This is a genomic window from Tardiphaga sp. OK246, from assembly GCF_900188215.1.
In the GTDB taxonomy this organism is placed as follows: domain Bacteria; phylum Pseudomonadota; class Alphaproteobacteria; order Rhizobiales; family Xanthobacteraceae; genus Tardiphaga; species Tardiphaga robiniae.
In genome coordinates this window covers 32,496-54,634 of the sequence record NZ_FZOX01000009.1, presented here as the reverse complement: position 1 = coordinate 54,634, position 22,139 = coordinate 32,496, and the positions used below count along the sequence as shown (strand labels likewise).

At 60.4% G+C, this 22,139-nt stretch carries 23 protein-coding genes and 1 tRNA gene; 18 read left to right on the top strand and 6 right to left on the bottom strand.

Annotated features, from left to right (window positions below; translation table 11 throughout):
• Nucleotides 1-166 precede the first annotated feature (166 nt).
• From CHC01_RS29555 to CHC01_RS29515, 9 genes are all read left to right on the top strand, one after another.
• Nucleotides 167-973 carry a CoA transferase subunit A gene (locus CHC01_RS29555; RefSeq protein WP_089267918.1) on the top strand — a complete coding sequence of 269 codons (807 nt, stop codon included), beginning with the start codon at nucleotides 167-169 and terminating at the stop codon, nucleotides 971-973.
• A complete protein-coding gene (locus CHC01_RS29550; RefSeq protein WP_089267917.1) occupies nucleotides 973-1,740 on the top strand; it encodes a CoA transferase in 768 nt (255 codons plus the stop codon). The genes CHC01_RS29555 and CHC01_RS29550 overlap by 1 nt, the downstream gene beginning before the upstream one ends.
• A 33-nt stretch (nucleotides 1,741-1,773) precedes the next feature.
• A complete protein-coding gene (locus CHC01_RS29545) occupies nucleotides 1,774-4,086 on the top strand; it encodes a molybdopterin-dependent oxidoreductase (protein WP_089267916.1) in 2,313 nt (770 codons plus the stop codon).
• Nucleotides 4,087-4,101: 15 nt separating this feature from the next.
• The gene (locus CHC01_RS29540; RefSeq protein ID WP_068738357.1) at nucleotides 4,102-4,671 is read left to right on the top strand and encodes a peroxidase-related enzyme; all 570 of its coding nucleotides are present in this window, start codon (nucleotides 4,102-4,104) and stop codon (nucleotides 4,669-4,671) included.
• 76 nt (nucleotides 4,672-4,747) lie between these two features.
• Nucleotides 4,748-5,434 (top strand): L-fuculose-phosphate aldolase, encoded by a 687-nt coding sequence (locus CHC01_RS29535; protein WP_089267915.1) that lies wholly within the window; start codon nucleotides 4,748-4,750, stop codon nucleotides 5,432-5,434.
• 33 nt (nucleotides 5,435-5,467) lie between these two features.
• Nucleotides 5,468-6,430 carry a sugar kinase gene (locus CHC01_RS29530; protein WP_089267914.1) on the top strand — a complete coding sequence of 321 codons (963 nt, stop codon included), beginning with the start codon at nucleotides 5,468-5,470 and terminating at the stop codon, nucleotides 6,428-6,430.
• A 43-nt stretch (nucleotides 6,431-6,473) separates the two neighbouring features.
• Nucleotides 6,474-7,220, top strand: coding sequence for an SDR family NAD(P)-dependent oxidoreductase (locus CHC01_RS29525; RefSeq protein WP_089267913.1), 747 nt, complete (start codon nucleotides 6,474-6,476; stop codon nucleotides 7,218-7,220).
• A 350-nt stretch (nucleotides 7,221-7,570) separates the two neighbouring features.
• Nucleotides 7,571-7,990 carry a hypothetical protein gene (locus CHC01_RS29520; RefSeq protein WP_089267912.1) on the top strand — a complete coding sequence of 140 codons (420 nt, stop codon included), beginning with the start codon at nucleotides 7,571-7,573 and terminating at the stop codon, nucleotides 7,988-7,990.
• A gap of 329 nt (nucleotides 7,991-8,319) precedes the next feature.
• Complete coding sequence (locus CHC01_RS29515; RefSeq protein ID WP_089267911.1) at nucleotides 8,320-8,556, top strand: hypothetical protein; 237 nt, start codon at nucleotides 8,320-8,322, stop codon at nucleotides 8,554-8,556.
• A gap of 271 nt (nucleotides 8,557-8,827) precedes the next feature.
• Here CHC01_RS29515 and CHC01_RS29510 read toward each other — a convergent pair whose 3' ends face one another.
• Both CHC01_RS29510 and CHC01_RS29500 read right to left on the bottom strand, forming a co-directional pair.
• Complete coding sequence (locus tag CHC01_RS29510; RefSeq protein WP_089267910.1) at nucleotides 8,828-9,103, bottom strand: hypothetical protein; 276 nt, start codon at nucleotides 9,101-9,103, stop codon at nucleotides 8,828-8,830.
• Between the two features lie 1,106 nt (nucleotides 9,104-10,209).
• Nucleotides 10,210-10,473: a helix-turn-helix domain-containing protein gene (locus CHC01_RS29500; RefSeq protein ID WP_089267909.1), complete on the bottom strand. Its 264-nt coding sequence runs from the start codon at nucleotides 10,471-10,473 to the stop codon at nucleotides 10,210-10,212.
• A 162-nt stretch (nucleotides 10,474-10,635) separates the two neighbouring features.
• Between CHC01_RS29500 and CHC01_RS29495 the strand changes: the two genes are divergently transcribed.
• From CHC01_RS29495 to CHC01_RS29475, 5 genes are all read left to right on the top strand, one after another.
• The gene (locus tag CHC01_RS29495) at nucleotides 10,636-11,883 is read left to right on the top strand and encodes an MBL fold metallo-hydrolase (protein ID WP_089267965.1); all 1,248 of its coding nucleotides are present in this window, start codon (nucleotides 10,636-10,638) and stop codon (nucleotides 11,881-11,883) included.
• Entirely contained in the window at nucleotides 11,880-12,917 is a 1,038-nt protein-coding gene (locus CHC01_RS29490) for a hypothetical protein (protein ID WP_089267908.1), read from the top strand. Before CHC01_RS29495 ends, CHC01_RS29490 begins: the two co-directional genes overlap by 4 nt.
• 100 nt (nucleotides 12,918-13,017) lie before the next feature.
• The gene (locus CHC01_RS29485) at nucleotides 13,018-13,779 is read left to right on the top strand and encodes a PP2C family protein-serine/threonine phosphatase (RefSeq protein WP_176454744.1); all 762 of its coding nucleotides are present in this window, start codon (nucleotides 13,018-13,020) and stop codon (nucleotides 13,777-13,779) included.
• 54 nt (nucleotides 13,780-13,833) lie between these two features.
• Nucleotides 13,834-14,253, top strand: coding sequence for a hypothetical protein (locus CHC01_RS29480; protein ID WP_089267906.1), 420 nt, complete (start codon nucleotides 13,834-13,836; stop codon nucleotides 14,251-14,253).
• 179 nt (nucleotides 14,254-14,432) lie between these two features.
• Nucleotides 14,433-15,065, top strand: a complete 633-nt coding sequence (locus tag CHC01_RS29475) for a hypothetical protein (RefSeq protein WP_089267905.1) — start codon at nucleotides 14,433-14,435, stop codon at nucleotides 15,063-15,065.
• 628 nt (nucleotides 15,066-15,693) lie between these two features.
• Here the strand turns inward: CHC01_RS29475 and CHC01_RS29465 are convergent.
• Nucleotides 15,694-16,446 carry an IS5 family transposase gene (locus CHC01_RS29465; RefSeq protein ID WP_176454743.1) on the bottom strand — a complete coding sequence of 251 codons (753 nt, stop codon included), beginning with the start codon at nucleotides 16,444-16,446 and terminating at the stop codon, nucleotides 15,694-15,696.
• A 279-nt stretch (nucleotides 16,447-16,725) separates the two neighbouring features.
• On the opposite strand from CHC01_RS29465, the gene CHC01_RS29460 reads away from it, so the two are divergent.
• The gene (locus CHC01_RS29460; RefSeq protein WP_089267902.1) at nucleotides 16,726-17,385 is read left to right on the top strand and encodes a hypothetical protein; all 660 of its coding nucleotides are present in this window, start codon (nucleotides 16,726-16,728) and stop codon (nucleotides 17,383-17,385) included.
• A gap of 325 nt (nucleotides 17,386-17,710) precedes the next feature.
• Here CHC01_RS29460 and CHC01_RS29455 read toward each other — a convergent pair whose 3' ends face one another.
• Nucleotides 17,711-18,112 (bottom strand): ParB N-terminal domain-containing protein, encoded by a 402-nt coding sequence (locus tag CHC01_RS29455; protein ID WP_141137200.1) that lies wholly within the window; start codon nucleotides 18,110-18,112, stop codon nucleotides 17,711-17,713.
• A 376-nt stretch (nucleotides 18,113-18,488) separates the two neighbouring features.
• Here CHC01_RS29455 and CHC01_RS32110 point away from each other — a divergent pair, with 376 nt between their 5' ends.
• The 3 genes from CHC01_RS32110 (at nucleotide 18,489) to CHC01_RS32105 (ending at nucleotide 21,155) form a co-directional block, all read left to right on the top strand.
• Nucleotides 18,489-19,094 (top strand): hypothetical protein, encoded by a 606-nt coding sequence (locus CHC01_RS32110; protein WP_141137199.1) that lies wholly within the window; start codon nucleotides 18,489-18,491, stop codon nucleotides 19,092-19,094.
• Nucleotides 19,095-19,098: 4 nt separating this feature from the next.
• Entirely contained in the window at nucleotides 19,099-19,644 is a 546-nt protein-coding gene (locus tag CHC01_RS29445) for a hypothetical protein (RefSeq protein WP_089267899.1), read from the top strand.
• 494 nt (nucleotides 19,645-20,138) lie between these two features.
• Entirely contained in the window at nucleotides 20,139-21,155 is a 1,017-nt protein-coding gene (locus tag CHC01_RS32105; RefSeq protein ID WP_141137198.1) for a site-specific integrase, read from the top strand.
• 59 nt (nucleotides 21,156-21,214) lie between these two features.
• Here CHC01_RS32105 and CHC01_RS29430 read toward each other — a convergent pair.
• Both CHC01_RS29430 and CHC01_RS29425 read right to left on the bottom strand, forming a co-directional pair.
• Nucleotides 21,215-21,290, bottom strand: a tRNA-Lys gene (locus CHC01_RS29430).
• Between the two features lie 173 nt (nucleotides 21,291-21,463).
• On the bottom strand, nucleotides 21,464-22,117 hold the full coding sequence (locus CHC01_RS29425; RefSeq protein ID WP_089267896.1) for a Spy/CpxP family protein refolding chaperone: 654 nt from the start codon (nucleotides 22,115-22,117) through the stop codon (nucleotides 21,464-21,466).
• Nucleotides 22,118-22,139: the final 22 nt, after the last annotated feature.

Below are 22,139 nucleotides of genomic sequence, written 5' to 3'. Positions count from 1 at the left end.
GATGCGACGACGCGCCGGTCATCATCGACTTACCGATGGGTTTGCATTTTCCACTATGGGCAAAGTACTTCGCAACACAAACGGATTGACAGCCGCGGCGCCGCGCGACTAATTTTATTTGGAACTACGTTCTACAATATAGAACAATAAAATCGGGAGGCGAATTGTGGTAAGCGATCTTCGCGCGTTGGCGAAGTATGTGGAGCCGGGAATCCGGCTGGCGCTGCCGGTGGATTATGCCGGCGTCTCGATGGCAATGACGCACCCGATCATAGAGCGCAACACACGCAATCTCGATCTCGTCTGCGTGCCAACCGGTGGCCTTCAGGTGGACCAACTCGTCGGTGCCGGTCTGGTTCGGTCGGTTGAGACCAGCGCCGTATCGCTCGGCGAAGCCGGCGGCGCACCGCGCTTCAACGCAGCCGTCAGGAACGGCGCAATCGCATTGAAGGACGCCACCTGCCCCGCTATCCATGCCGGCCTGATGGCCGCGCAGAAAGGCAGCCCGTTCATGCCGATGCGCGGACTGATCGGCAGCGACCTGCTGCACCACCGCAGCGACTGGCGCGTCATCGACAATCCGCTGGCGGATGGCGGCGATCCCATCGTGCTCATCCCCGCGATCAAACCCGATATCACGATCTTCCACGCGCCGATGGCTGACCGTTTCGGCAATGTGTGGATCGGACGACGCCGCGAACTCGCCGCGATGGCTTATGCATCGGCCACCACACTCGTCACTGTCGAGCGCATCGTGGACGACAGCCTGCTCGCCAATGAGACGAGCGCAGCGGGCGTGCTGCCGGCGCTCTATGTCACCGAAGTCGCCGTCGCGCCGAAGGGCGCTTGGCCCTACGGCCTGTGGGGCGAGTATCCGACCGACACGGCCGAGATCCTGCGTTATGCGCGCGCCGCGCGCAGCGCCGAGGGTTTTGCCGACTACATGACGAACGCACAGATGGAACCCGCATGATGAGCGAGGTTCACCCGCGCGAAATCCTGATCTGCACCGTCGCCAAACTGCTCGACGGCGTCCGGCATGTCGCTGTCGGTGCGTCCTCGCCGATCCCCGCGGCCGGCGCCATGCTGCTGCGAGCGCTAAAGCAGCAGGCCGGCGAGAAAGGCCCGCGCATCTCGATCCTCGGATCGGTGGAGCACAATTTCTTCACCAACGGCTCGGCCGAACTGTTCGATTGCGCTGGCCAGGGCCGCATCGATGCCTTCTTCCTCGGAGGCGGCCAGATCGACGGCCGCGGCAATGTCAATCTGGTGGGCACCGGCGACTATCCGCAGACGCCAGTGCGATGGCCCGGCTCGTTCGGATCGGCCTATCTTTATTACGTGGTGCCGCGCGTGATCTTGTTTCGCGAGGAGCACACGCCGCGCGCTCTGGTCGAGAAGGTGGATTTCATCAGCACGCCCGGGGTCAGCGACGATGGCGTTTACCGCAGTGGCGGCCCGATCGCGCTGTTGACCAGCAAGGCGCTGTTCCGCTTCGACAAGACGCGTCCGGGCTTCGACCTGCAGAGCGTCCATCCCGGACACGATCTCGCAGGTATCAAGGACGCCACCGGCTTCCAGTTCGCCCATGAAAGTCAGCCGGAACAGACCGCGCTGCCGGATCCGCAGACGCTGGCTTTGCTGCGCGGGCGTGTTTACGACGAGGTCGCCGAAACCTATCCGGACTTCGCCGCGCAGATACGGCGCGAGATCGAACGGCCGCTGTCCCATGCATCCTGACAGGACCGGCGAGCAACGACACGGAGACGATGCGTGAGTGAGATCAGGCGGATCCCGCATTGCAGTCACTGGGGCGCCTATACGATCCTCGTGCAGGACGAACAGATCGTGGGCATCGAGCCGTTCGCCCATGATCCCGCCCCCTCGCCGATCATCCATTCGGTGCCGGAATGGGCCAATCCTGAACGCCGCGTTCTGCGTCCGATGGTGCGCTCCGGCTGGCTCGACAAGCGCGAGCACAGCGATCGGCGCAAGCGCGGCGCGGAGAAGTTCGTGCCCGTCAGCTGGGATGAGGCGACCACGCTGGTGGCCGACGAAATCCGTCGCGTCTCCAGCACCCACGGCAATGCGTCGATCTTCGCGGGCTCCTATGGCTGGACCAATTCGGGCCGCCTGCATCATGCGTCGTCTTTGCTCAAGCGCATGCTCAATCTGGTCGGCGGCTTCACCCGGCATGTGGATACGTATTCCATTGCTGCAGGCCCGGTGATCCTGCGCCATACGCTGGGAAGCTCGGATGCTTGCGACGGCCAGGCCAATACGCTCGACACCATAGCCGCACACACCGACACGCTTGTGGTGTTCGGCGCGCTATCGCCGCGCACTGCGCAGACCGAGGCCGGTGGCATCGGCACCCACCGCCTCGAATCCTATCTCAGGAAAATCGCCGAGCGCGGCATCCGCATCGTTCACGTCTCGCCGCTGAAGGACGATATGCCGGATTGGGTCGATGCCGAATGGTGGCCGATCCGCCCGAACACTGACACCGCGCTGATACTCGGCCTCGCCGGCGAGATCGTGAAGGCAGGCCGGCACGCCCGGGATTTCCTTGATCGCTGCACCAGCGGCGCCGAGCAACTGCTCGGCTATCTCGACGGCTCGTCGGATGGCATTCGCAAGGATGCAGCCTGGGCCGCGGAGATCTGCGGGCTCGATGCCGATGGCATCCGCCAGCTGGCGCGACGCCTCGTCGATACCCGCAGCATGCTCACCGTAAGCTGGAGCCTGCAGCGCGCGCATCATGGCGAGCAGCCGTTCTGGGCCGCGCTCGGCCTCGCCTCCATCGTCGGCCAGATCGGGCTGCCGGGCGGCGGTGTCGGCTACGGCTATGCCTCGCTCGGCGGCGTCGGCTCGCCCTTCAATCTCGGCAAGTCACCGGCCATCTCGCAACTGACGCGCCCGATCGACAGTTTCATCCCGGTGGCGCGCATCAGCGACATGCTGCTCAATCCCGGCACGACCTTCACCTATGAGGGCGAGACGCGAACCTATCCGGACACAAGGCTGGTCTACTGGGCCGGCGGCAATCCCTATCATCACCATCAGGATCTCAACCGGCTGTCCGAAGCCTGGACGCGGCCCGAGACCATCATCGTCCAGGATCCGATGTTCACCGCGACGGCACAGCGCGCCGATATCGTGCTACCGGCGACCACATCGATCGAACGCAACGACCTTGCCGGCAACAGGCGTTCCGACTTCATCATTGCAATGAAGCAGGCCATCAAGCCGGTCGGAGACTCGCTGCCCGACTTCGAGATTTTCGACCGCATTGCCGGCAGGCTCGGCGTTGCCGACCGCTTCAACGAAGGCCGCGACGAAATGGGCTGGGTCCGTCATCTCTACGAGGCGAGCCGGCAGGACGCCTCCGAGCGGCTCGGCTTCGACATGCCCGATTTCGAGACATTCTGGCACGACGGCTACGCGCGCTGCCCGGTGCGCGCCGACCACACTTTCCTGGCCGATTTCCGTATCGATCCCGAGGCGCATGCGCTCAAGACCGAAAGCGGCAAGATTGTGCTCGGCAGCGAGACCCTCGCCCGGCTCGGTTATGCCGATTGTCCGTCGCATCCGGCCTGGGTCGAGCCGGCGGAATGGCTCGGCAATGGCAGCGATGCGTCCGACTTGCACATGATCTCGCATCAACCGGCCGGCCGGCTGCACAGCCAGATCGAAACCGGCCTCGCCAGCGTCGCCAACAAGCGCAACGGCCGCGAACAGGCACGGCTGCATCCCGACGACGCCGCGGCGCGCGGCATCAGTGACGGACAGACCATCCGCATCTGGAATGCACGTGGCGCCTGTCTCGCCACCGCTGATGTCACCGACAGCGTGCGCTCCGGCGTGCTGGTGCTGCCGACCGGCGCCTGGTTCACTCCGTGCGCTGAGACTGGTCTCGAAGTCGCCGGCAATCCGAACGTGCTGACGCTCGACATCGGCACCTCGCAATTCGGCCAGGGCTGCTCGGCGCATACATGCCTGGTCCGCGCCGAACCCCATATTGCAGATCAACGCGACGCTTTTGAAGAATACCAGGACAGACTGGTTGCACTCGCGACCGCCTGAGAGGAAACAGAGACCATGACCACCCCAGCCATCAGCCGCTTCCCCGTCCCCGAAATCTCCAGCCTGCCGGAAGACATCCGCACCCGTATCCTCGCGGTGCAGGAAAAATCCGGCTTCGTGCCCAACGTGTTCCTGACGCTGGCCCATCGGCCCGACGAATTCCGTGCCTTCTTCGCCTATCATGATGCGCTGATGGACAAGCCAGGCCCGATCACCAAGGCTGAGCGCGAGATGATCGTGGTGGCCACCAGCAATGCCAACCAGTGCCAGTATTGCGTGGTGGCGCATGGCGCTATCCTGCGCATCCGCGCCAAGAACCCACTGATTGCCGACCAGATCGCGGTGAACTATCGCAAAGCCGACATCACGCCGCGGCAGCGCGCGATGCTCGATTTCGCCATGAAGGTCTCGATGCAGGCTTACGAGGTCGGCGATGCCGATATCGAGGCGCTGAAGCGCCACGACTTCACGGAGGACGACGTCTGGGATATCGCTGCCATCGCCGCCTTCTTCGGCATGTCGAACCGGTTGGCGAATGTCACCAGCATGCGGCCGAACGACGAATTCTTCGCCATGGGGCGCTGACCCGCCTCGCACCGACATAACGATCGCTCGCAGCGGCCGGTAAGAGCCGCAGCGACGACTTTCGAGGAAACAGGCCATGACGCATCCAAGCGCCGCAGACGTCGCAACCCGACAGGCCATCATCGATGCCTGCCACGAAATGGCGGCTGCCGGTATCAATCAGGGCACGTCCGGCAATATCAGCGTCCGCACCGGGGACGGCATCCTGCTGACGCCGTCCGGTGTTCCCTATGACAGCATGCGGCCGGAAGACATCGTCGCGATGAAATGGGATGGCTCGTGGACGGCGCCGGCAGGCCGCGTGCCCTCGACGGAATGGCGTTTCCACCTCGACATACTCAAGGCCAAGCCCGAAACGAATGCCGTCGTGCACGCGCATCCGATCTTCTGCACGATCATCGCGATCATGAACCGCAGCATTCCCGCGATCCACTACATGATCGCGGCGGCCGGCGGCAACGACATCCCCTGCGCGCCCTATGCGCAATATGGCACCGCGGAACTATCGCAAGCAGCATTGGAGGCGCTGCGCCATCGCCGCGCCTGCCTGCTCGCCCATCACGGGCTGATCGCCATCGGCCCCAATCTACGCAAGGCGATGTGGCTTGCAGTGGAGGTCGAGGTGCTCGCCAAGCAATACCACGGCTGCCTGCAACTCGGCACGCCGCCGTTGCTGCCCGATGCCGAGATCGACAGCATCCTGAAGCGATGGGGACAATACGGCCTGCGCGACAGCGACAGCACCCCGAAAACCTCGACCTAACAAACCAGCACCAACAATTGCGAGACTTGCCACATGGCCCATCCCCACGACGTCAGCGTCTGCGGCACCTACATCCTGGACATCCTCGGTGTCCCCGTCACTGAAATCCCGGCCGGCGGCGGCCGCGCGTTGATCGATGAGATCCGGCTCACGGTCGCCGGCACCGCGGGTGGCACCGTGGTGCCCTGCGCGCGCCTCGGGCTGAAGGCGCTCGCCGTCGGTGCGGTCGGCGCCGACGAGAAGGCCGACTGGGTGCTGAATGCGATGGAGCGCGAGGGCATCGATATTTCGGTGATGGAGCGGATGGCCGGCGTGCCGACCTCCGCCACCATCCTGCCGATCCGTCCGGATGGCTCGCGGCCGGTGCTGCATGCGCGCGGTGCCTCGGCGCGCTGGAAGATTTCGCCCGAAGCGCAGAAAGCCGCCTGCCGCAGCAAGGTGCTGCATCTGGGCGGCGTCGGGTCGCTGCTGGCGATGGACGGCGAGCCCACGGTGGCGCTGCTGCGCGATGCCAAGGCGGCCGGCTGCATCACCACCGTCGATCTCATCCAGGCACGTAGCGAGACGCTGGCACTGGTCGAACCGCTGATGCCCTATACGGACTTCTTCATGCCGAGCATTGACGAGACCCACGCGCTGGTCGGCACCGACGACCCCGCGGCCTGCGCGCAATATTTTATCGGCAAGGGCGCCGGTGCCTGTGCGATCTCGCTCGGCGAGCACGGCTCTTTCATCATGACGCGCGACGGACGGCAGTTCACGGTGCCGGCTTTCGAGGTGACGGTGCGCGACACCTCCGGCTGCGGCGATTCCTATACCGGCGGCTTCATCGCCGGCCTCGTCCGCGACTGGGACCTGCTGGACTGCGCAAAACTGGCGACAGCCACCGCCGCCACCGTCGCGACGGGGCTCGGTTCCGGCGCCAATCTCGTGTCCTTCGAGGAAACGGTCAAGGCGATGAACACGCTGCCCGTCCGCGGCGCCGCCCGCGCTTAAGTCGCTTCGCGTTACGCTTTTCTGAAAAAACAGGATCGATCTCATGACCAGACATGCCATCGTTACCGGCGCCAGCCGCGGAATCGGACGCGCCATCGCTCTTGGCCTCGCCAAACGCGGCTACAATCTCGCTCTCACCGACATCGCAGCGCAGGAGAGCACGCTGCTGGAGACCGTCACGGATGTGAAGAAGCTCGGCGGCAAGTGCATTCCGGTTCTGGCGGATGTCAGCAAGCTCGAAGATTGCCAGCGCTCAGTTGCGGAAGCGGTCGCGGGTCTCGGCCATGTCGATGTTCTCGTCAACAATGCCGGCATCCTGCGTCTCGCGACCATCGAAGAAACCACGCCCGAACACTGGGACCAGACCTTCGCGGTCAACGTCCGCGGCGTGTTCCAGATGACCCAGGCGATGGTCGTCCATATGAAGGAGCGGAAGTACGGGCGCATCGTCAACATCGCCTCGCTGGCCGCGCGCACCGGCGGCCCCGGCCAGTCGCACTATGCGGCGTCGAAATCCGCTGTGGTCGGCTTCACGCGGGTGTCGTCGATGGAATTCGGCGGCCACGGCATCACGGTGAATGCCGTATGCCCCGGCATCATCCTGACCGAAATGGGCCGCAACAACCTGCGCGATCCGGAGCGGGTCACCTATTTCGAAAAGATCACCGACCTGCATCGGCTCGGCGAACCGGAAGACGTCGTCGGCCCCGTCGCATTCTTCGCCTCCGACGATTCCGCCTTTGTGACGGGTCAGGCCCTCAACGTGGATGGCGGTATCTTCTACAGCTAATCGACCTCAATCCGAGATCGACGCCCGGCAACGAACGCACGACCGTGCCGGACTTCCGCGGACGGCGTATCCGGGACCGCGCACCAGTGCATGGGCAGCAACAGGCTGAACCATGCGGTGGCTCCTGCTCGATACTCGCGAACGATGGCGCTGCAAACGCGTGAAAGCGGCAGTCGGACGCCGAGGCGATTCTGGACGCGCCCAACTTGGACGCTAAGCTCGGGATTTTGGCGCGGTCAGAATGAGGTTACGGCCGGCTAGGCCGGAAGCTTTTTTTGCCCCGCGCTGCAACCAACGGGGTTCACGGATGTTGCAGCATTTGCTGGGTGGCCGTCCATAGGAGCGCATCCATGTGTGATTACAGCCTGCACGCGGTCGCCAACCGTCCCGCAGAGGTGGCGGATAGGTTGGTATCGGCAAGATTTCCTTCGACGACGACCAAAGGGTTCGCAAGCTTCGACGATCCAAACGTTGCGGTATGCCTTCGCCCTGGCACCGAGATCGCTTTTGAAGAAAACGTCCGAGTCGAGGGATGGGTGTTTCGCCGCAACGTCAACGATCGGCTAGCCCGCTTTCGTCAAATTGACATGGGCCAGTATCACAATCACCACGACGCGCTGGAATTCTCAAATGGCAGGATTGTTCTCGTCACAGACCTGAAACCCGGGCAGAAGGCAATCGTGCTGCAATTACCGGTCAGTCAGGCAATCCAGAAAACCAGGACCGCGGCGCCTGCAGCTACGCCGCGGGCCGCTCGAACCACTCCCTGACGAGCCGTATCGCCAGTAGGTAGAAGAGACCCGCCGGCGCAGCTCGGCGGGTTTTCATTTCATTGGTAGGGCCTTCGACGCCTGGCGGCATATCGCCGAACCGCAGACCGCCATAACCGCCCGATACCCTCGGGCGTTTTTTCTTTGGCTCCCTTGAACCTTTCAGCCACGTCCATCGTACCAATTTGTGCTGGGGATTTCAGGGCCCAGTGTTTAGCCAACGTCGCCGGGGCGATCATACTCCGCCCGGGGCGGCGTTGCGCGTGCGGTCTCCACCCGCCCTCGCCCGCGGGCTTTTGCGGACGCACGCCATCGGCTAGAATGCCAGAATGACGAACACAAAAGCATGGCAGTCCAAGCTGCTCGACGAACCCAGGATCGGCTTTGTTGAAGAGCACGGTTCGCGCGCGGCCAATGCCGAGCGCGCCATGGTCGTCGAGCGCCGGCACAAACCGACGGCATCCCCTCGGACGACTCCGAAACACGATCCTCTGGCGAAGATCCTGAACGAACCGCGCGTGGGCTTCGAGACTATCCATCGATCCGCCTCCAGGTCGCCAAAATGAAAGAGCCGCCCACTGAGGCGGCCTTACGGAGGAGTAAGTTATGCCGAACTGGTTAGGGCCGCTTCTCGCGCTGGTCCTCCTGGTTGGGTTTCTCGGCTTTGCGTTTCGTCAGGGTACGAAGACAAAACCAAATGATGACGACTCCGAGCCGTGGACAAGCGGAGACGGAACTCATCACGGCTCCGACGGCCATTCCTAGGCAGTCACCAAATCAGACCGCTGCCATTTCAAACCAGGCCGCTGAGGTCGCAAACCGGCCGGGACGAATAGTCTAGAGCTTCGCTTGGACCGTCCAGAATGAGGCATCCTTATCGGACAGATCATTGTGGATGGTACTGTCGCTCGGGGCGTGTGGACGCAGCCGCCAGGCCTCCGAATTGATCTCCAATTCGAGCTCGCTGTGCGAAGCCGAGATCACCTTACCTGACACCCGACTTTTGTTTGGGTATTCGAGCGCAAGCGTTTCTCCCGGCGCCACCGATTTGGCCACGACAGAAATCACGGTACCGGTTTTGATATCATTCCCGTTGATGAAGGCGCTGAGCATCGACAAACTCCCATTTGCTGCTTGGTGATTGGACTTGAATGCAAAGCGCGCCGCACGACGGCACCAGAATGCTGTTTCTCCAGATGTAGGAACGTGCACGCATCCCGGCGGTTCCACCTTAACCGCCTCCGCAGAGGACTCGGGACCAATGGGAGAAATTCGGTCCGCTTTTTCGCTCGGGTTTGCAAAACTATGCCGATTTCGGGGTAACACTCTGCAGCGCACCAGTAATTCATTCTGGACCCTGCGATCTACCGTCGCTACGCTTTGCACAAGCTTGCCTCAAGATGCGGGCGCTGACGATAGATTACAGGGAGAATCCATTGAACGTTCTTCAGAAGACGAGTCGGAATGCCCCAGATGAAGCTACGATTATTGCTTGGGGGCTTTTTTGCTTCATCTTGATATCGGCCATAACCATGATCGGTCTCTACATTGGTTTTCGACATTAGATAGCGAAAGCCCTCGCGATCGATCCGGTAATGTCACCCGCATCGCTGCTGAGCTGACGCAGGATTAGAAGTCCGGGCTTTCCTAATACATCGAGCAGATCACCATCCCGCCGCAGCAACTGGCAGGCCCCGGTAAACTCGCCCTCGTTCCCAGGAGCCTGCGGAAGGCTTCATTCAGACCGGCGAGCGCACAGTCCTGTCTTATCTGGTCAAGCCGACCGGCGACCAGATCGCACGATCATTTCGCGAGGAGTAACCTAGTCTGCTGGGCCAATTGCGCCAACATGGGAAACGGCAGAGGTCAAAATCGGAACGTGCTGCGTGAAATTCATGCGGGTGCCGGATGCGTTGAAGTAGGCCGAGGTCAGCGCATGGGTTGGGGTACGGCTTCGCGGCCTCGCGCAGTCACGCCACTGCCCGGGCGTGTCACGCGCTTGTGGCCTGCCCCACTAAGGAGGTCCCCTGGATAAATTTGAGTTCCGGCAGTTGTGGCCGCCGAGATGGGCTGGCCGGCATGGAGCGTAGAGCAGCTGGCTGCACGAGGCAAGATCGCTTCCTGTGCTGGCAGTACACAGCCGAGTGAGCTGCGGCCGATAGTATTGTAGTGCTGCCGCCAGCTCTCGATTGGAATGGCACCTGACTGCTGTTGCTCACTCATTTTCTAGAGCGACGGCCGCTTTTCAAAGGACGAGGAGGCTTCTCTCCGGGTTTCGGCCGCACGAAAAACTCCCCTAGAGCAACGGACAACGCCGCCGCGATCCGGTCAAGCAGATCTACCGTTGGATTTTCTTCTTGGCGTTCCAAACCGCCCAAGTAAGCCCGGTCCACTTCGGCATCCGCCGCAAGCTTCTCTTGAGAGATGCCCTTCAGCACCCTCACTCTGCGTAGATTCCATGCAACAAGCGCCCGGCCTTTCATGCTCGGACAGCAACATTAGAGGGGCCATTAAACCACTGGATATAGCCATACGAATCCGGTAACTGTTGCAAAATTCACCGGCTCGGCGGCACTGATCGCATGCAAAAATGCCCTAAGACTAGCGGCGCTTCAGGCCCGGTAGCCAACGCGACCTCGGGCTGTATGCGCGTCCGCATCCATCGAGGGACTCAGGAGATCGGGGGCACATGTATCGAGCTTGAGACCGAGGGAGCGCGGCTTTTGCTCGATCTCGGCCTACCGTTGGATGGCGACCTCAGCGATACGGCATCCCATCCGTCCATCGAGGGACTTGCGGGCGACAGCAATCTCTTAGGCTTGGTTCTTTCCCACGGACACGTCGATCATTGGGGTCTGGCGCCGTTGGCAGGCCCGGATCTGCCGGTCGCATTGGGTGCAGCGACGCTCCGCATTCTCCAAGCTGCAGCTCCGTTCGTCCCGCGGCCCTACGTCCCGGCGCGACCGATCGAGTTCACAAACGGCAGTTCGGTTCAATTCGGCCCATTTCGCATAACAGCTCATCTCGTCGATCACTCCGCCTACGACGCCCATGCCATCGAGGTCGAAGCTTCTGGAACGCGCCTGTTCTATTCCGGCGACATTCGCGGCCACGGTCGCAAGGCGGGTCTGTTTGAGAAGATGCTCTCGCATCCGCCGAAGGACGTCGATGTTATGTTGATCGAGGGGTCGAGCTTTGGCCGGCTTGATCCCGACCGCTCTTTCCCGGCAGAGGCAGAGGTCGAGCAACGTTTCGTTGAGCTATTCCGCCAGACTAAGGGCTTGGCCCTCGTCGCGGCATCCGCCCAGAACATCGATCGCATGGTCAGTCTTTATCGCGCCTGCAAGCGGACGGGGCGGACGTTGATCATCGACCTCTACACCGCCGAAATCCTGCGGGCGACCGAGAACGCCCGTATTCCGCAATCGGACTGGCAGAACGTCGCAGTTTACGTCCCGCAGTATCAACGGGTGCAGATCAAGCGCGCCGCCCGGTTTGATCTCATCGAACGACATCGAACGAACCGCATCTTTGCAGAACAGTTGTTCGAGATTGCCCCGAAGTCAGCGCTCCTGTTTCGCCCCGCAATGCTCGACGACCTCAAACATGCAGCGTCCCTGAGCGGCGCTGTTGCGATATGGTCTCAATGGGATGGCTATCTCCGTCAGGATCGCGGCTTAGCATTGGTCCGCGAACTTAGCTCTCTCGATATTCCAATCGAAGATGCCCATACCTCCGGCCACGCGAGCATCAAGGACCTTAAGCGACTCGCCAGCGCGATAGCGCCCAAGATGCTGGTGCCTATCCACACCTATGCGCCAGCCGCGTTCCTAGACCACTTTGATGCGGTCGCGTTAAAGCACGACGGCGAATGGTGGGACATCCCCGCATGATCCCGACACAGGTCCAGCTTGGGGTCAGCGATGCTTTCCTCGATCATCTCGAGCGTCTCGCCTTTGATGAGACTGATCCGTGGTGGCGGGATGTTCTGCTGAGAGACGATCTGTTCATCGCCGTTCGGCGTAATTCGCTGAATGTCTACCACCGCGGTGCTTCGATCTTCCGCATCGACGACAAGGGCGATGGGACCGTCAGCCCGAAGACGCACGTCAAATATCTCGTGAGGCAGCAGCAGGCATTGGCGGAACTCGTCGAAGGCCGCTTCAGGTCTTCTAAGGAGATCGTCTGGTCGCGATACGATCCTCGGCGCACGCTGGCCGACATGACGCGATCGGCGACTGATCTGGCCGGGGTTGAGAAGGCAGGTCTCCATCCTTTGATATTGAGCAGCCCACATGTCATCGACGTCGAAGTCTCCTTGGACCGGGCTGGCGATGACGTGCCGGCTGAGACGACACCACAGACCCAGGATCCTGCTCGACGCGGCAAGGCAGCCTTACGTCTTCAGGATCGCCTGGACGTCACGACCCTGGAGCGTCAGGGAGATGCCATCGCTATCGTATTCCACGAAGCAAAACACTTCACCAATCCCGCCTTACGCGCCAGGCGAGGCGACCCCGACGTTCTCAATCAACTGCGTCGGTACCGCCGGACCATCGCTCAACATTCCGCAACTCTGCTTGGCCGCTACCAGGCAACTTGCCAAGCCCTCGTGCGCGTCGGCGCAATGCGTGAGCGCCTGCGTGCCGACCGCGGTGAGGTCGTCCGTGCGATCGGGTCTTTGATTGGCGACGTCTCGAATGGCGGAACAAAGCTCATGATCGACCCAACCCCTCGCCTGCTGATCTTCGGATTCGACGCTGATCAAAAGAACGGCGTCCTGAGTACCATGCTGTCCAGCCTGCGGGCCGCCGAGCCGATGCTTCCAATCTACGCTGTCGGCGATCCCACGAGCGCGACCGGCGCATTCCGTCCGGCCCCGCAAGGCGCGCGTGGCACAAATGTAACACCTGATCTTTCTTCTTAAAAAACCGCAATTTCTCGGCGCCTGATTTGAATCTAGTGGGGCGACCTACCCGGTCGCATGCGAGCCGGCGACTTCCACAACTATGGGTTGGATTAGCGATATGTGCACCACACCGACTTGGCATGTAAGTGCATTCACCCACCGCGGACGTGTTCGCGGCAGCAACGAAGACACCATCGCGATCGGCGGCCAGATTCTCGCGGGCGACCTTCCAGCTCCGTTGGAATTTCACTTGAGCAGCCGAGCCAGCGTTCTAATGGTTGCGGATGGACTGGGCGGGCATAATGCGGGCGCCCTCGCAAGCCGGTTCGTCATCGAGCAGTTGGTCAAACTGATCGATTGCACCGCCACAGCGTTTGACTGCGCAACGGCGATCACCGAGACCAATCAAAACCTTTTCGACCTGATGCAGCAACAACCCGACCTTGCCGGGATGGGAAGTACATTGGTCGGCGCCGTGCTTCAGCAAACGGAACTAGTCAGCTTCCACGTCGGTGACTCTCGCCTTTATCTCCAAACGCCGCTTCACCTCATTCAGCTGAGCCAAGACGATGTACCCGAGGGCAATATCGACCCCCAAGGACGGCGGACGACCCACGGCATCACTCAGGCGCTCGGTGGCTCGCTCGGATTCATCGCCGTCGAACCGCATGTAACCACAGATCCGCTGCCGACTCCCGACGAAACCCTCCTGCTGTGCAGCGACGGGCTCACCGATCTGGTCTCGGACGACGCCATTCGCCGCGTGCTCGCCCGGACGGCCGATCTTTCCCTTGCAACTCGCCGTCTCGCGGCCCTCGCGTTCCGCCGCGGAGGTCACGACAACATCTCGATTGTCGTTGCGCGACGCGAACGAGCCTAACCACCGCTTTCCGTCTCTACCACCCGTAACTTTGGAGGGCGGCCTGACCGCCGAATGAGCATGATGAAAATGTGTTCTGCGACAGCCTTGATTCTTGGATCCATCGCTCTATCAGCCTGCGGCAACAGCTCGCCCTGCGCCGATCCGAACGTTCTCGCCAAGGTCAAGGAACTGTTCGACCAGCAAGAGTTCGGCCAATTCATGCCAATCCCTCCGAAGGTCTTCATGGTCCAGGACAAGACCGCGACATTCATCGGAGCGGGCCAGGAGAACGGCAAAAACCGCTGCTCCGTCGTAGTCACCTCCGACGTCATCGAGATGATGCGTTTCACCGAGCAAGCCACCGAAGAAGAAATCGTTCGCATCAAACAGGAGGCCGCGAAGCGGAACTTTCCGCTGACCAAGGACTACCTGACCAACTACGCCGTTCAGCCGCTGGCCTCCGGCCAGAACTACGTCACCCTTCTGAAATGAGCCCGACCAGCATGCCGCTCATATCCGTCGCTGTTGGCCTTTTGCTCGCAATCGGCTGCTCGGCCCCCACCCTGGCAGCACCAACCCGCAGCTCGACCGAATCCACCATCGTATTCTGCTCAGACGCAGGTTCGGCCAATTGCCGATCGGCGTTTCGAGCAGCGAAACGAGATTGGCTCTTGGCTGCAACCGAAGGCGTGAAGCGAACAACGATTGGCCGTAATCTCAAGCTGACGCTCGAAATCCAGCAGATGCATATCGCAGCTGCAAACCAATCATCAGCTACCAACTCGGCCGAAGCACCACCGATCAAAAGAAACAGTTGGAGCGGCTTCGTTTTCGATGCAAGTTCAGTCAAACACTCAACGAAGCCCGCGCTGCTGATCCGCTTGGGTGAGAAGATCGCCAGACAAACGCTGAAGCGACGATTTGCAGGGTACGATGTCCGTTACGCCAAGGGCGAAGGCTGCCTGACCTGCGCTGTCATTACCGGGGCGGATGGTCAGATCGAGGTCAGCTTCGCGAAGGACGGACGCACCATCGTCGATATGAGATCTTACGACGAGCGATCTCACGACACCTTGGGTAATGGCGTTGGTGGATCACTAGCGAAAGCCATCGGCACCTATTCCGCGCAATGCGATGCCGGAGAGAGCACGACTTGCGCATCCCCAGACCTCAAAGGCCTGCTCTACATCGTCACCGACGACGAGTGCTGTCCGATGAAAGTCGAAGAAGAGCGGCCCGTCGTCATTCCGAACTGTGCACGCATTGCCGGTTTTCAAATATTGTCACCCTACAACGGACGTTAGAAATGGGCCGCGCAAACATTCTTCAATCTTGCTGCGCGACAGTTGCCAGCCTCTTGGCACTCGTTGCCATCCCAACTCCCTCGGCACGGGCCGAGACTTACAATTACATCTGCAAAGACCAAGGAAGGCCTTTTCCGCTGAAGGTGGATGATACGAGCAAAACCCTCGAATGGCGGGGGACGATGTACCGCATCAAAGAGACTGAGGATTGCGCCAAATTTGGCTGGCGCGTGGAAAAGGACGCCGCCTCATTCGATTTCTGCACCGCGACCCAAGGCTACGCGAACTCCCAACGGGATGGTACGACCGTACAATGTAATTTGAAGCGACGGTGACCATGGTCCGTATCGGGAATTTCTTGCCATGGAATAGCGTACAACCGGTTCTCTATTGAGATGAGTCGGCGCCTTCGGGCGACTTCTTCCAGTCGCGCTGATCTGCGCCTGCGAATGAATGCTGCTTGTTGGCATCGGCAACAAGCAGGCTGGCATCGACGGCCACCGCAACAGCTGCCAGAGAGTCAACACTTTTTGCCCAACCCGACGGCGTGACAGCGATTTCAGGCGGCGGTTCGCTCAGTGCGCTTTTTTTGAAGGACAGATTTCTCCGTTAGTTAACGCCGTCGTTTTCACTTCAATCTAGGGCGTGGACTCATAAGCGCGCCGCCAATTATGAAGGCGAGGTAATTTGCGGCAAGTTTGTCATATCGGGTGGCCACGCGCCGGCATTGCTTTATCCTATTGAAGAAACGCTCCACCAAATTGCGTGCTCGATACAGATATGGGCTAAAACAGATTGGGTCTCTGCGATTTCGCTTCGGAGGAATGTTAGCCCACGCACCTCGGTCACCGGCGAATGCCCTAATCCGGTCTGCATCGTACCCTCGATCAGCCAACAACATTGCGCCTGATTTTAGATCAGACAGCAGCTCGGTGACGAGCCGGTTTTCGTGGGCCTCACCGGTCGTCAGTTCAAAGCGAACCGGCATTCCGTTGGTATCGACGCAAGCGTGTATCTTGGTCATCAGCCCACCTCTTGACCTGCCCATCAGCCTTGTTTCGGCCCCACCCGCGCAACCGCCGTGCTGATGTACGCGGACAATGGAGGCGTCGATCATCTGGACAGAGCCATCATGGGTTTCCGCGAGGGCCTCCATGATCGAGACCCAGATTCCAGCCATCCGCCAACGAACAAACCGATTGTAGCAGGTCGTGTAAGGCCCAAAGTTCTCCGGCAGATCGCGCCATGGCGCTCCCGACCGCAAAACCCAGAAGATGCCGTTGAGGACCCGCCGGTCGTCGCCCCCCGGCACGCCGCGCGGCTTGTTCGAAAGGAACGGCCTGATGGCAGTCCACTCATAGTCCGTGAGTTCGTATCTCATGATTCGAGGCCCCGGTCCGGGAGCTTGAATCATGTCTATCTTGGTGTTCGTAACACCGAACTGCAGGTCGGAGATGGGTCGGATAGCGGACATGCCGCCGACATGCCAAAAGCGACGCGAATGACCCCGGGCCGACATGCTTGCCACCCCCGATACTCGCCCGCATGAACCAAACCGCAGGACCGGGCCACTAATGCACAGCAGTTTGGCCAGTTGTCATTGCCATCGCTTTCGGCTGTGGCACGGTTCGGACGTCACCTTGGCGGATTGAAATCGTCAATGCCCCTTCTCGACTTGCTCTACCTCGTTGTCGTCGAGCCGCTATTGCCGCTGCTGGCCGGCGCCGGCCTGTTCATGCTGACCCGTTCCCACTTGATCGCGGCAGGCCTTTCCGCCCTCGGCTTCGGCGCTTGGGGAGGCTTGTACTTCTCTCGCTTGTCACTAAGCGGCCCCTTGTCGGGCGCGCTCTACGGATTAGGAGTCGACGGCGTCACCAACGGGTTAGTGGCGTTGGCCGGCAGCGGCTACGTGCGCCTGATCGGAGCGGAGGCGCGACGCCTCGGCACGGAGCGGACGGCAATCGTGCACGCCGTCGGCATCGCCTTCGCCGCGACAGCATTTGTTCTGCTCTTTGTGACGCATGGCTCAGACAAGGTCGGGATCGGGCTCTATCTCTTAATGCTCGCGTGGTCGCTCGGAGCCGTGGCTGCAACCGGCAGCTTCAGCGGTGTCGTCGCCACGATGGCGTTAGTGATGGTCGCCATGGTGCATGGCATCTGGGGCGCAGCAATCGCCAGTGGTGTCCGCGATGCCGGCCAAGCCTATATCGCGATCTTCATCGTGCCGCCGTTGCTGGTGCCTGTTCTCGCGATCGCCGCGTTTGGCAGGTGGCTCGGCGGCGCCCTCCGAGTGCGCGGAAGCCATGGGCGACCAGGATAGGTGGGCCGCGCGGATTAATGTCGCCTGTTGGCACAAAAGGGACCTGAGGCGATGTAGAGCTTGAGTCTGCAGTGTGCCGAATAGCGGAAACGGGTTGAGCTTGCTTGCGAACCTCAATTTATGAATACACGCCCTAGTTGCGCAATGATTGAGATATCCCGGGCATCTGATGATCGACGTTCTTCATTAATAGACCAACTATACTGACATAAGAGAACGGGCGGCACCTGATGGTGCCGCCCGTTTTCAAGATTTAAACTTCAGAACTGTAGTGAGCTCTAAAATAGACGAACGATATCGGCGCTCGCCATTTTCCAGAATTTTCCTAGTCGACGAAATCCTTCACGAGCGCATCGATGAAGCCGTTCATATTTTCCTCGTCGGCACCTTTATCGATCATGAGTCGCGCCTGAACTGCGAAAGCATTAAATTTTTCGCGTAGTTTGCCATACTCGTGCGCTACCTTTTTGGCGATCTTGATGTCAATCATGTTTCCATCGTCGATCGTGATGGCGGAAATATATCGGAAGTTAAGCTCAAGCATCGCTTCGTACTGATCGATGCCATCGATCACATCACCGTTCAGATTAGCGACGATAGGCTGCTTCTGTCCGTACATGATCGTCCGTTCGACCACTTGGCGATATTGCGGACCTCTGGCTTCTAACGGCCGAGGCTCCGTTCGCAGATCTGAACGATGGACAAGTTGAAAGACTGTGGGACTCATGAAGTGCTCCGAAAACGAGCGACCATGCTCTTTCTAAGAGTGTGCATGGTCAGCGGGGGGAAGGACGAACAACTGGTTTGAAGTTGTAGTAAGGCCGAAGCGGCACTTACACCCGCATTTAATGTGTAGGCCTTCCAGAAGTTTCAAGGGCTCATAAAACGCGGCCGCTTCTGGTTAGAAAAAACATTTTGATAGTTACGTGCGCCCGTCTCAGCTGCATTTGCTCGCCAGGTCCGCAGGCCATCAAACCTTAGATGAATTTTTGTTTGCGTTTAATGGAACCGCGCATGGCTTGTTCGGAGTTGTCACAGGAGTCGCCCGCTTATCACACCCAAGGCGGCATTCGTCAGCTAAACAATGAAGGCATGACATCGAAATGAGCACTCCTCCCGACACTTCCGAGACCCTAAGCAATCCCGCTAACGTGGGTCCCCTAGCTACCGCAACAACGAAAAAACCTACTGTGATTTCATTGGATCAACGCCCGGTTCAATTAGGAGTTGAGCCTCCCAACCTCATCAGCCACGAAAACATAAATGATTTCAATGCATTAAAGGACAAAGTCCTGGATTATCTGAAGCCGCAAAACATTATTGAGGAGATCTATGTTTCCGATTTCGTGCAGTTGGAGTGGGAAGCACGACGGTTGCGGGCAATCAGCGCCGCGATGTATTCCGCCGGTCGCCCCTTTGCGGTCGCAAGGTTGCTCGGCTTTCCCGATGAACGTTTTTGCGACAGCCCTTTGCCCCGAGGTCAATACGGCGAGAAGATCGAAGAATTGAAGAACAAAGGCTATGACCCCAAGGATTTTAATGCCCAGACCACGATGATCTTTGCTTCGATCTTTGAGTCTCTCGACAAACGCCGCGCGGTGGTCGAGCTGCGTCGCGATCAAGCTCTGAGCAAGCTGGAGGATCGCCGTGCCGCTGACCTTGCCGTGCTGAAGACGATCGATGCATCGGCTTCACCGTTGGAGGCCTGATCACATGGGACGCAATGCAGAAACCGATCGTCACGCGGTCAATCGACTCAACGCCACCAAGAGCACGGGACCTCGCACGGCCGCCGGCAAGGGCAAGTCTGCCAAGAATGCGCTTCGCCATGGCTTGAATGTTCCGTTTCCGGAATGTTCGACCGTTGTTCGCACGCTCGCCGACCAGCTTATCAACGATCTGGTTGGAGTCGACGTGGAGGAAGCCGCGATCGAAGCAGCGCGCGCCATCGCGACCTATGACCGGGTGAGCGATGCTTACGCCTTTGCTTACGGACGGTTGGCGGTGCCGATCCGGATACTGCCTCCGCCGCCCGTTGTCGCCGAGGGTTTAACAGCTCTCGAAGCCGTGATGACACTGCTAGCTGATCAACTGAAAGAGCCTGAGGCGGCTCCGCCGCTGACGCTGCCGGAATTCGCAAAACAGCTCAGCACTTTGGCACGCTACGAGCGACGCGCTTACTCACGGCGCATGCGCGCCTTACGACAGTTCGACGCGGCAGTTGCGAAAGCGAAGCGCCGCCGTCCCCCCGGCGTATAAGTTGCAGACCGGCAACAACTCGAATTTCTTTCTAAAACCCCACAACTTCTCGGCCCTTCGTTTGAATCTATTGGAGGCCCCGGCAAGCCAGCTTGCCGGGGCCTCTGCCATTTTGGCGGAACGAACCCATCGTGGGTTAGGCCGCTCAGCGATAGCGAAGGTAGCGAGCCACGTTTGGCGGAACGAACCCAACCATGGCTCGGTCACACCATCTGACGACAAGGAGAGATCTTGAACGAGCAACGATGTTCTTGCGCATGGCCCGCAGAAATGCGCGCCGAGCGCGCCGCTGGCTATTGCGACGAGCCAAGTGTCGCGAGCTTCCTGCAGCAAGTCGCACGCGGGATCTATCCTCCGCCCTTGATATCGGACTGCGATCCCAAATGGCACCGGACCAGGCTCGATGCCGCGATCGACGCACGTCACGGTTTGTCGGAATGCGCGGCCCCCGATCAAGACGTCGTCGACTTAATCTGAACAGGAGGGTTCACCGCATGACCACTTTGTCACTTCACAACCCAGCGAGCGTTGTCGGTCCACTTGTAAGCCCGGTACGTGGCTCATTCGACTGGCTGATCGAAGCCTATCAGGCATCACCAAGATTTCTAGACTTGCCGGCTGCAACGCGGCGGAGTTACGCCGGTGTACTCCGCCGCGTAGCCAACTATGAGCTCAAGGACGGCCGTCGTTTTGGCAGCTTGCCGCTGGCAAGCATCACGCCGGGGGCGGCTGATCAGATCTACGCAAAGCTCAAAATACGTCCCGATGGCAGCAAGCGGCTCCGATCTGCGATGTTGTCGATGCGCGTATGCCAGCGAGCATGGTCCGTTGCTCAAAGAAGATATTCTTCGGAAATGCCCGCTCTCAACCCTTTTGCAAAAATGGGCATTTCATATCGGCCGACGCCGACACGGCCCGTGACCTATGCGGAGTTGATCCGGTTTGTAGCCATGGCGGATCGCCTCGGGGATCATTCGATCGGCACAGCTGCGATGCTCGCTTACTTTTGGCTGCAGCGCCAAGTCGACATTCTCGAACGGCTGAGCTGGGAGCACTATCGTCCCGCAGATGCGCCCGGCATCGTCCGCATCTTCCATCACAAGACACACGAGATGATCGATATTCCGCTGGTTGACACTGACGGATCTCCACTCTGGCCGGAGATGTGTGAGCGGCTTGACCACACGTGCCGACGGGGACCGCTGATCATCATGCGCGACCGTCCTGACCGCCTTAGAAAATCGTATCTGCCCTGGCGTGAGGATTATTTTAGACATCGTGTCGCCGACATCCGCGCTGCCGCCGGCATCGATTCTGAGGTCAAGTTCATGGGCTTGCGGCACGGCGGCAATACGGAGGGTGCTGACGCCGACCTCAGCGACGCCCAGTTGCGGGCTCTCAGCGGGCATCGCACGGCGAGTATGGTCGTGACCTATGCGCGCACCTCAATGCAGCAACGACGGGACGGCGCGCGGAAGCGTCGGGACGCCCGCGAAAATCTTCTTGAATGACGTGTCGTTCTGGGAGCCAATGCGAATGGTTTTGATCGAACCACAAAGCAAGAGCCGGGTGGTGGGCGCACTAGGGCTCGAACCTAGGACCCGGTGATTAAGAGTCACCTGCTCTACCAACTGAGCTATGCGCCCGGATCCAGATCCGGATATCCCCGTGGGGACGGCGTCGTTTAGCAAAGCGATCCCGGGATGTCCAGCGACGCTGTCACAAAAATTGCACCGTTTTTCGCAATCGCGAAAATGCGAAAAAGCCGCTGGATTTCAGCGGCTTCTTCGTCATTGCGACAGTGGAAAACTGCTCCGGATCAGAGCCGTTCGGCGCCCGGCGCGGGGTTGCGCTCGAATCTGTCGCCGGGGCCACCGGGACCGCGATCGTCGTCATCGCCGAAACGCGGGCGATCGAAGCCGGGAGGGCCGAATCCCTCGCCTTCGAAGCTGCCGCGCTCATACCCCGGCCGCGGGCCGCGGTGACGCCAGCCGCCCTCCCCGCCGCCGAAGCCGCGGTCCATATGGGTCAACACCGCCAGTCGCCGCTTCTGGCCGTCGTCGAGGGTCTTGTAGAGCGGGTCGGCGGCATCGGCGATCTTCTTCAGCGCGGCGGCCGTGGTGGCCATGTCGCCGGCGCGCTGCTGCAGGCGGGCGACCGGATTGTCCGGCGTGTCGGTCCGCTTCGCGTCGTCGTCGCGGTTCTTGCGCTCTTCCATGCGCGCATTGGCGCGGTCGATGCGCAGCTTGGCGAAATCGCGCACTGCGCTCTCCACCGCCGGCCACATCTTCTCCTGGTCCGGCGTCAGCTTGAGCCCGGCCTTCACGGCAGCGATGCGCGCATCGGCGAAGGCAGCGCGGTCTTCGGGATTTATCCGGACGTGATGATGCATCCATGGACGGTGCTGGGCATAGACCGCGGTAGAACCGGCGATCACGGCAACAGCGGCACCGGCGAGCAAGATCTTCTTCATGGCAACCTCCTTTGGAAAGTTA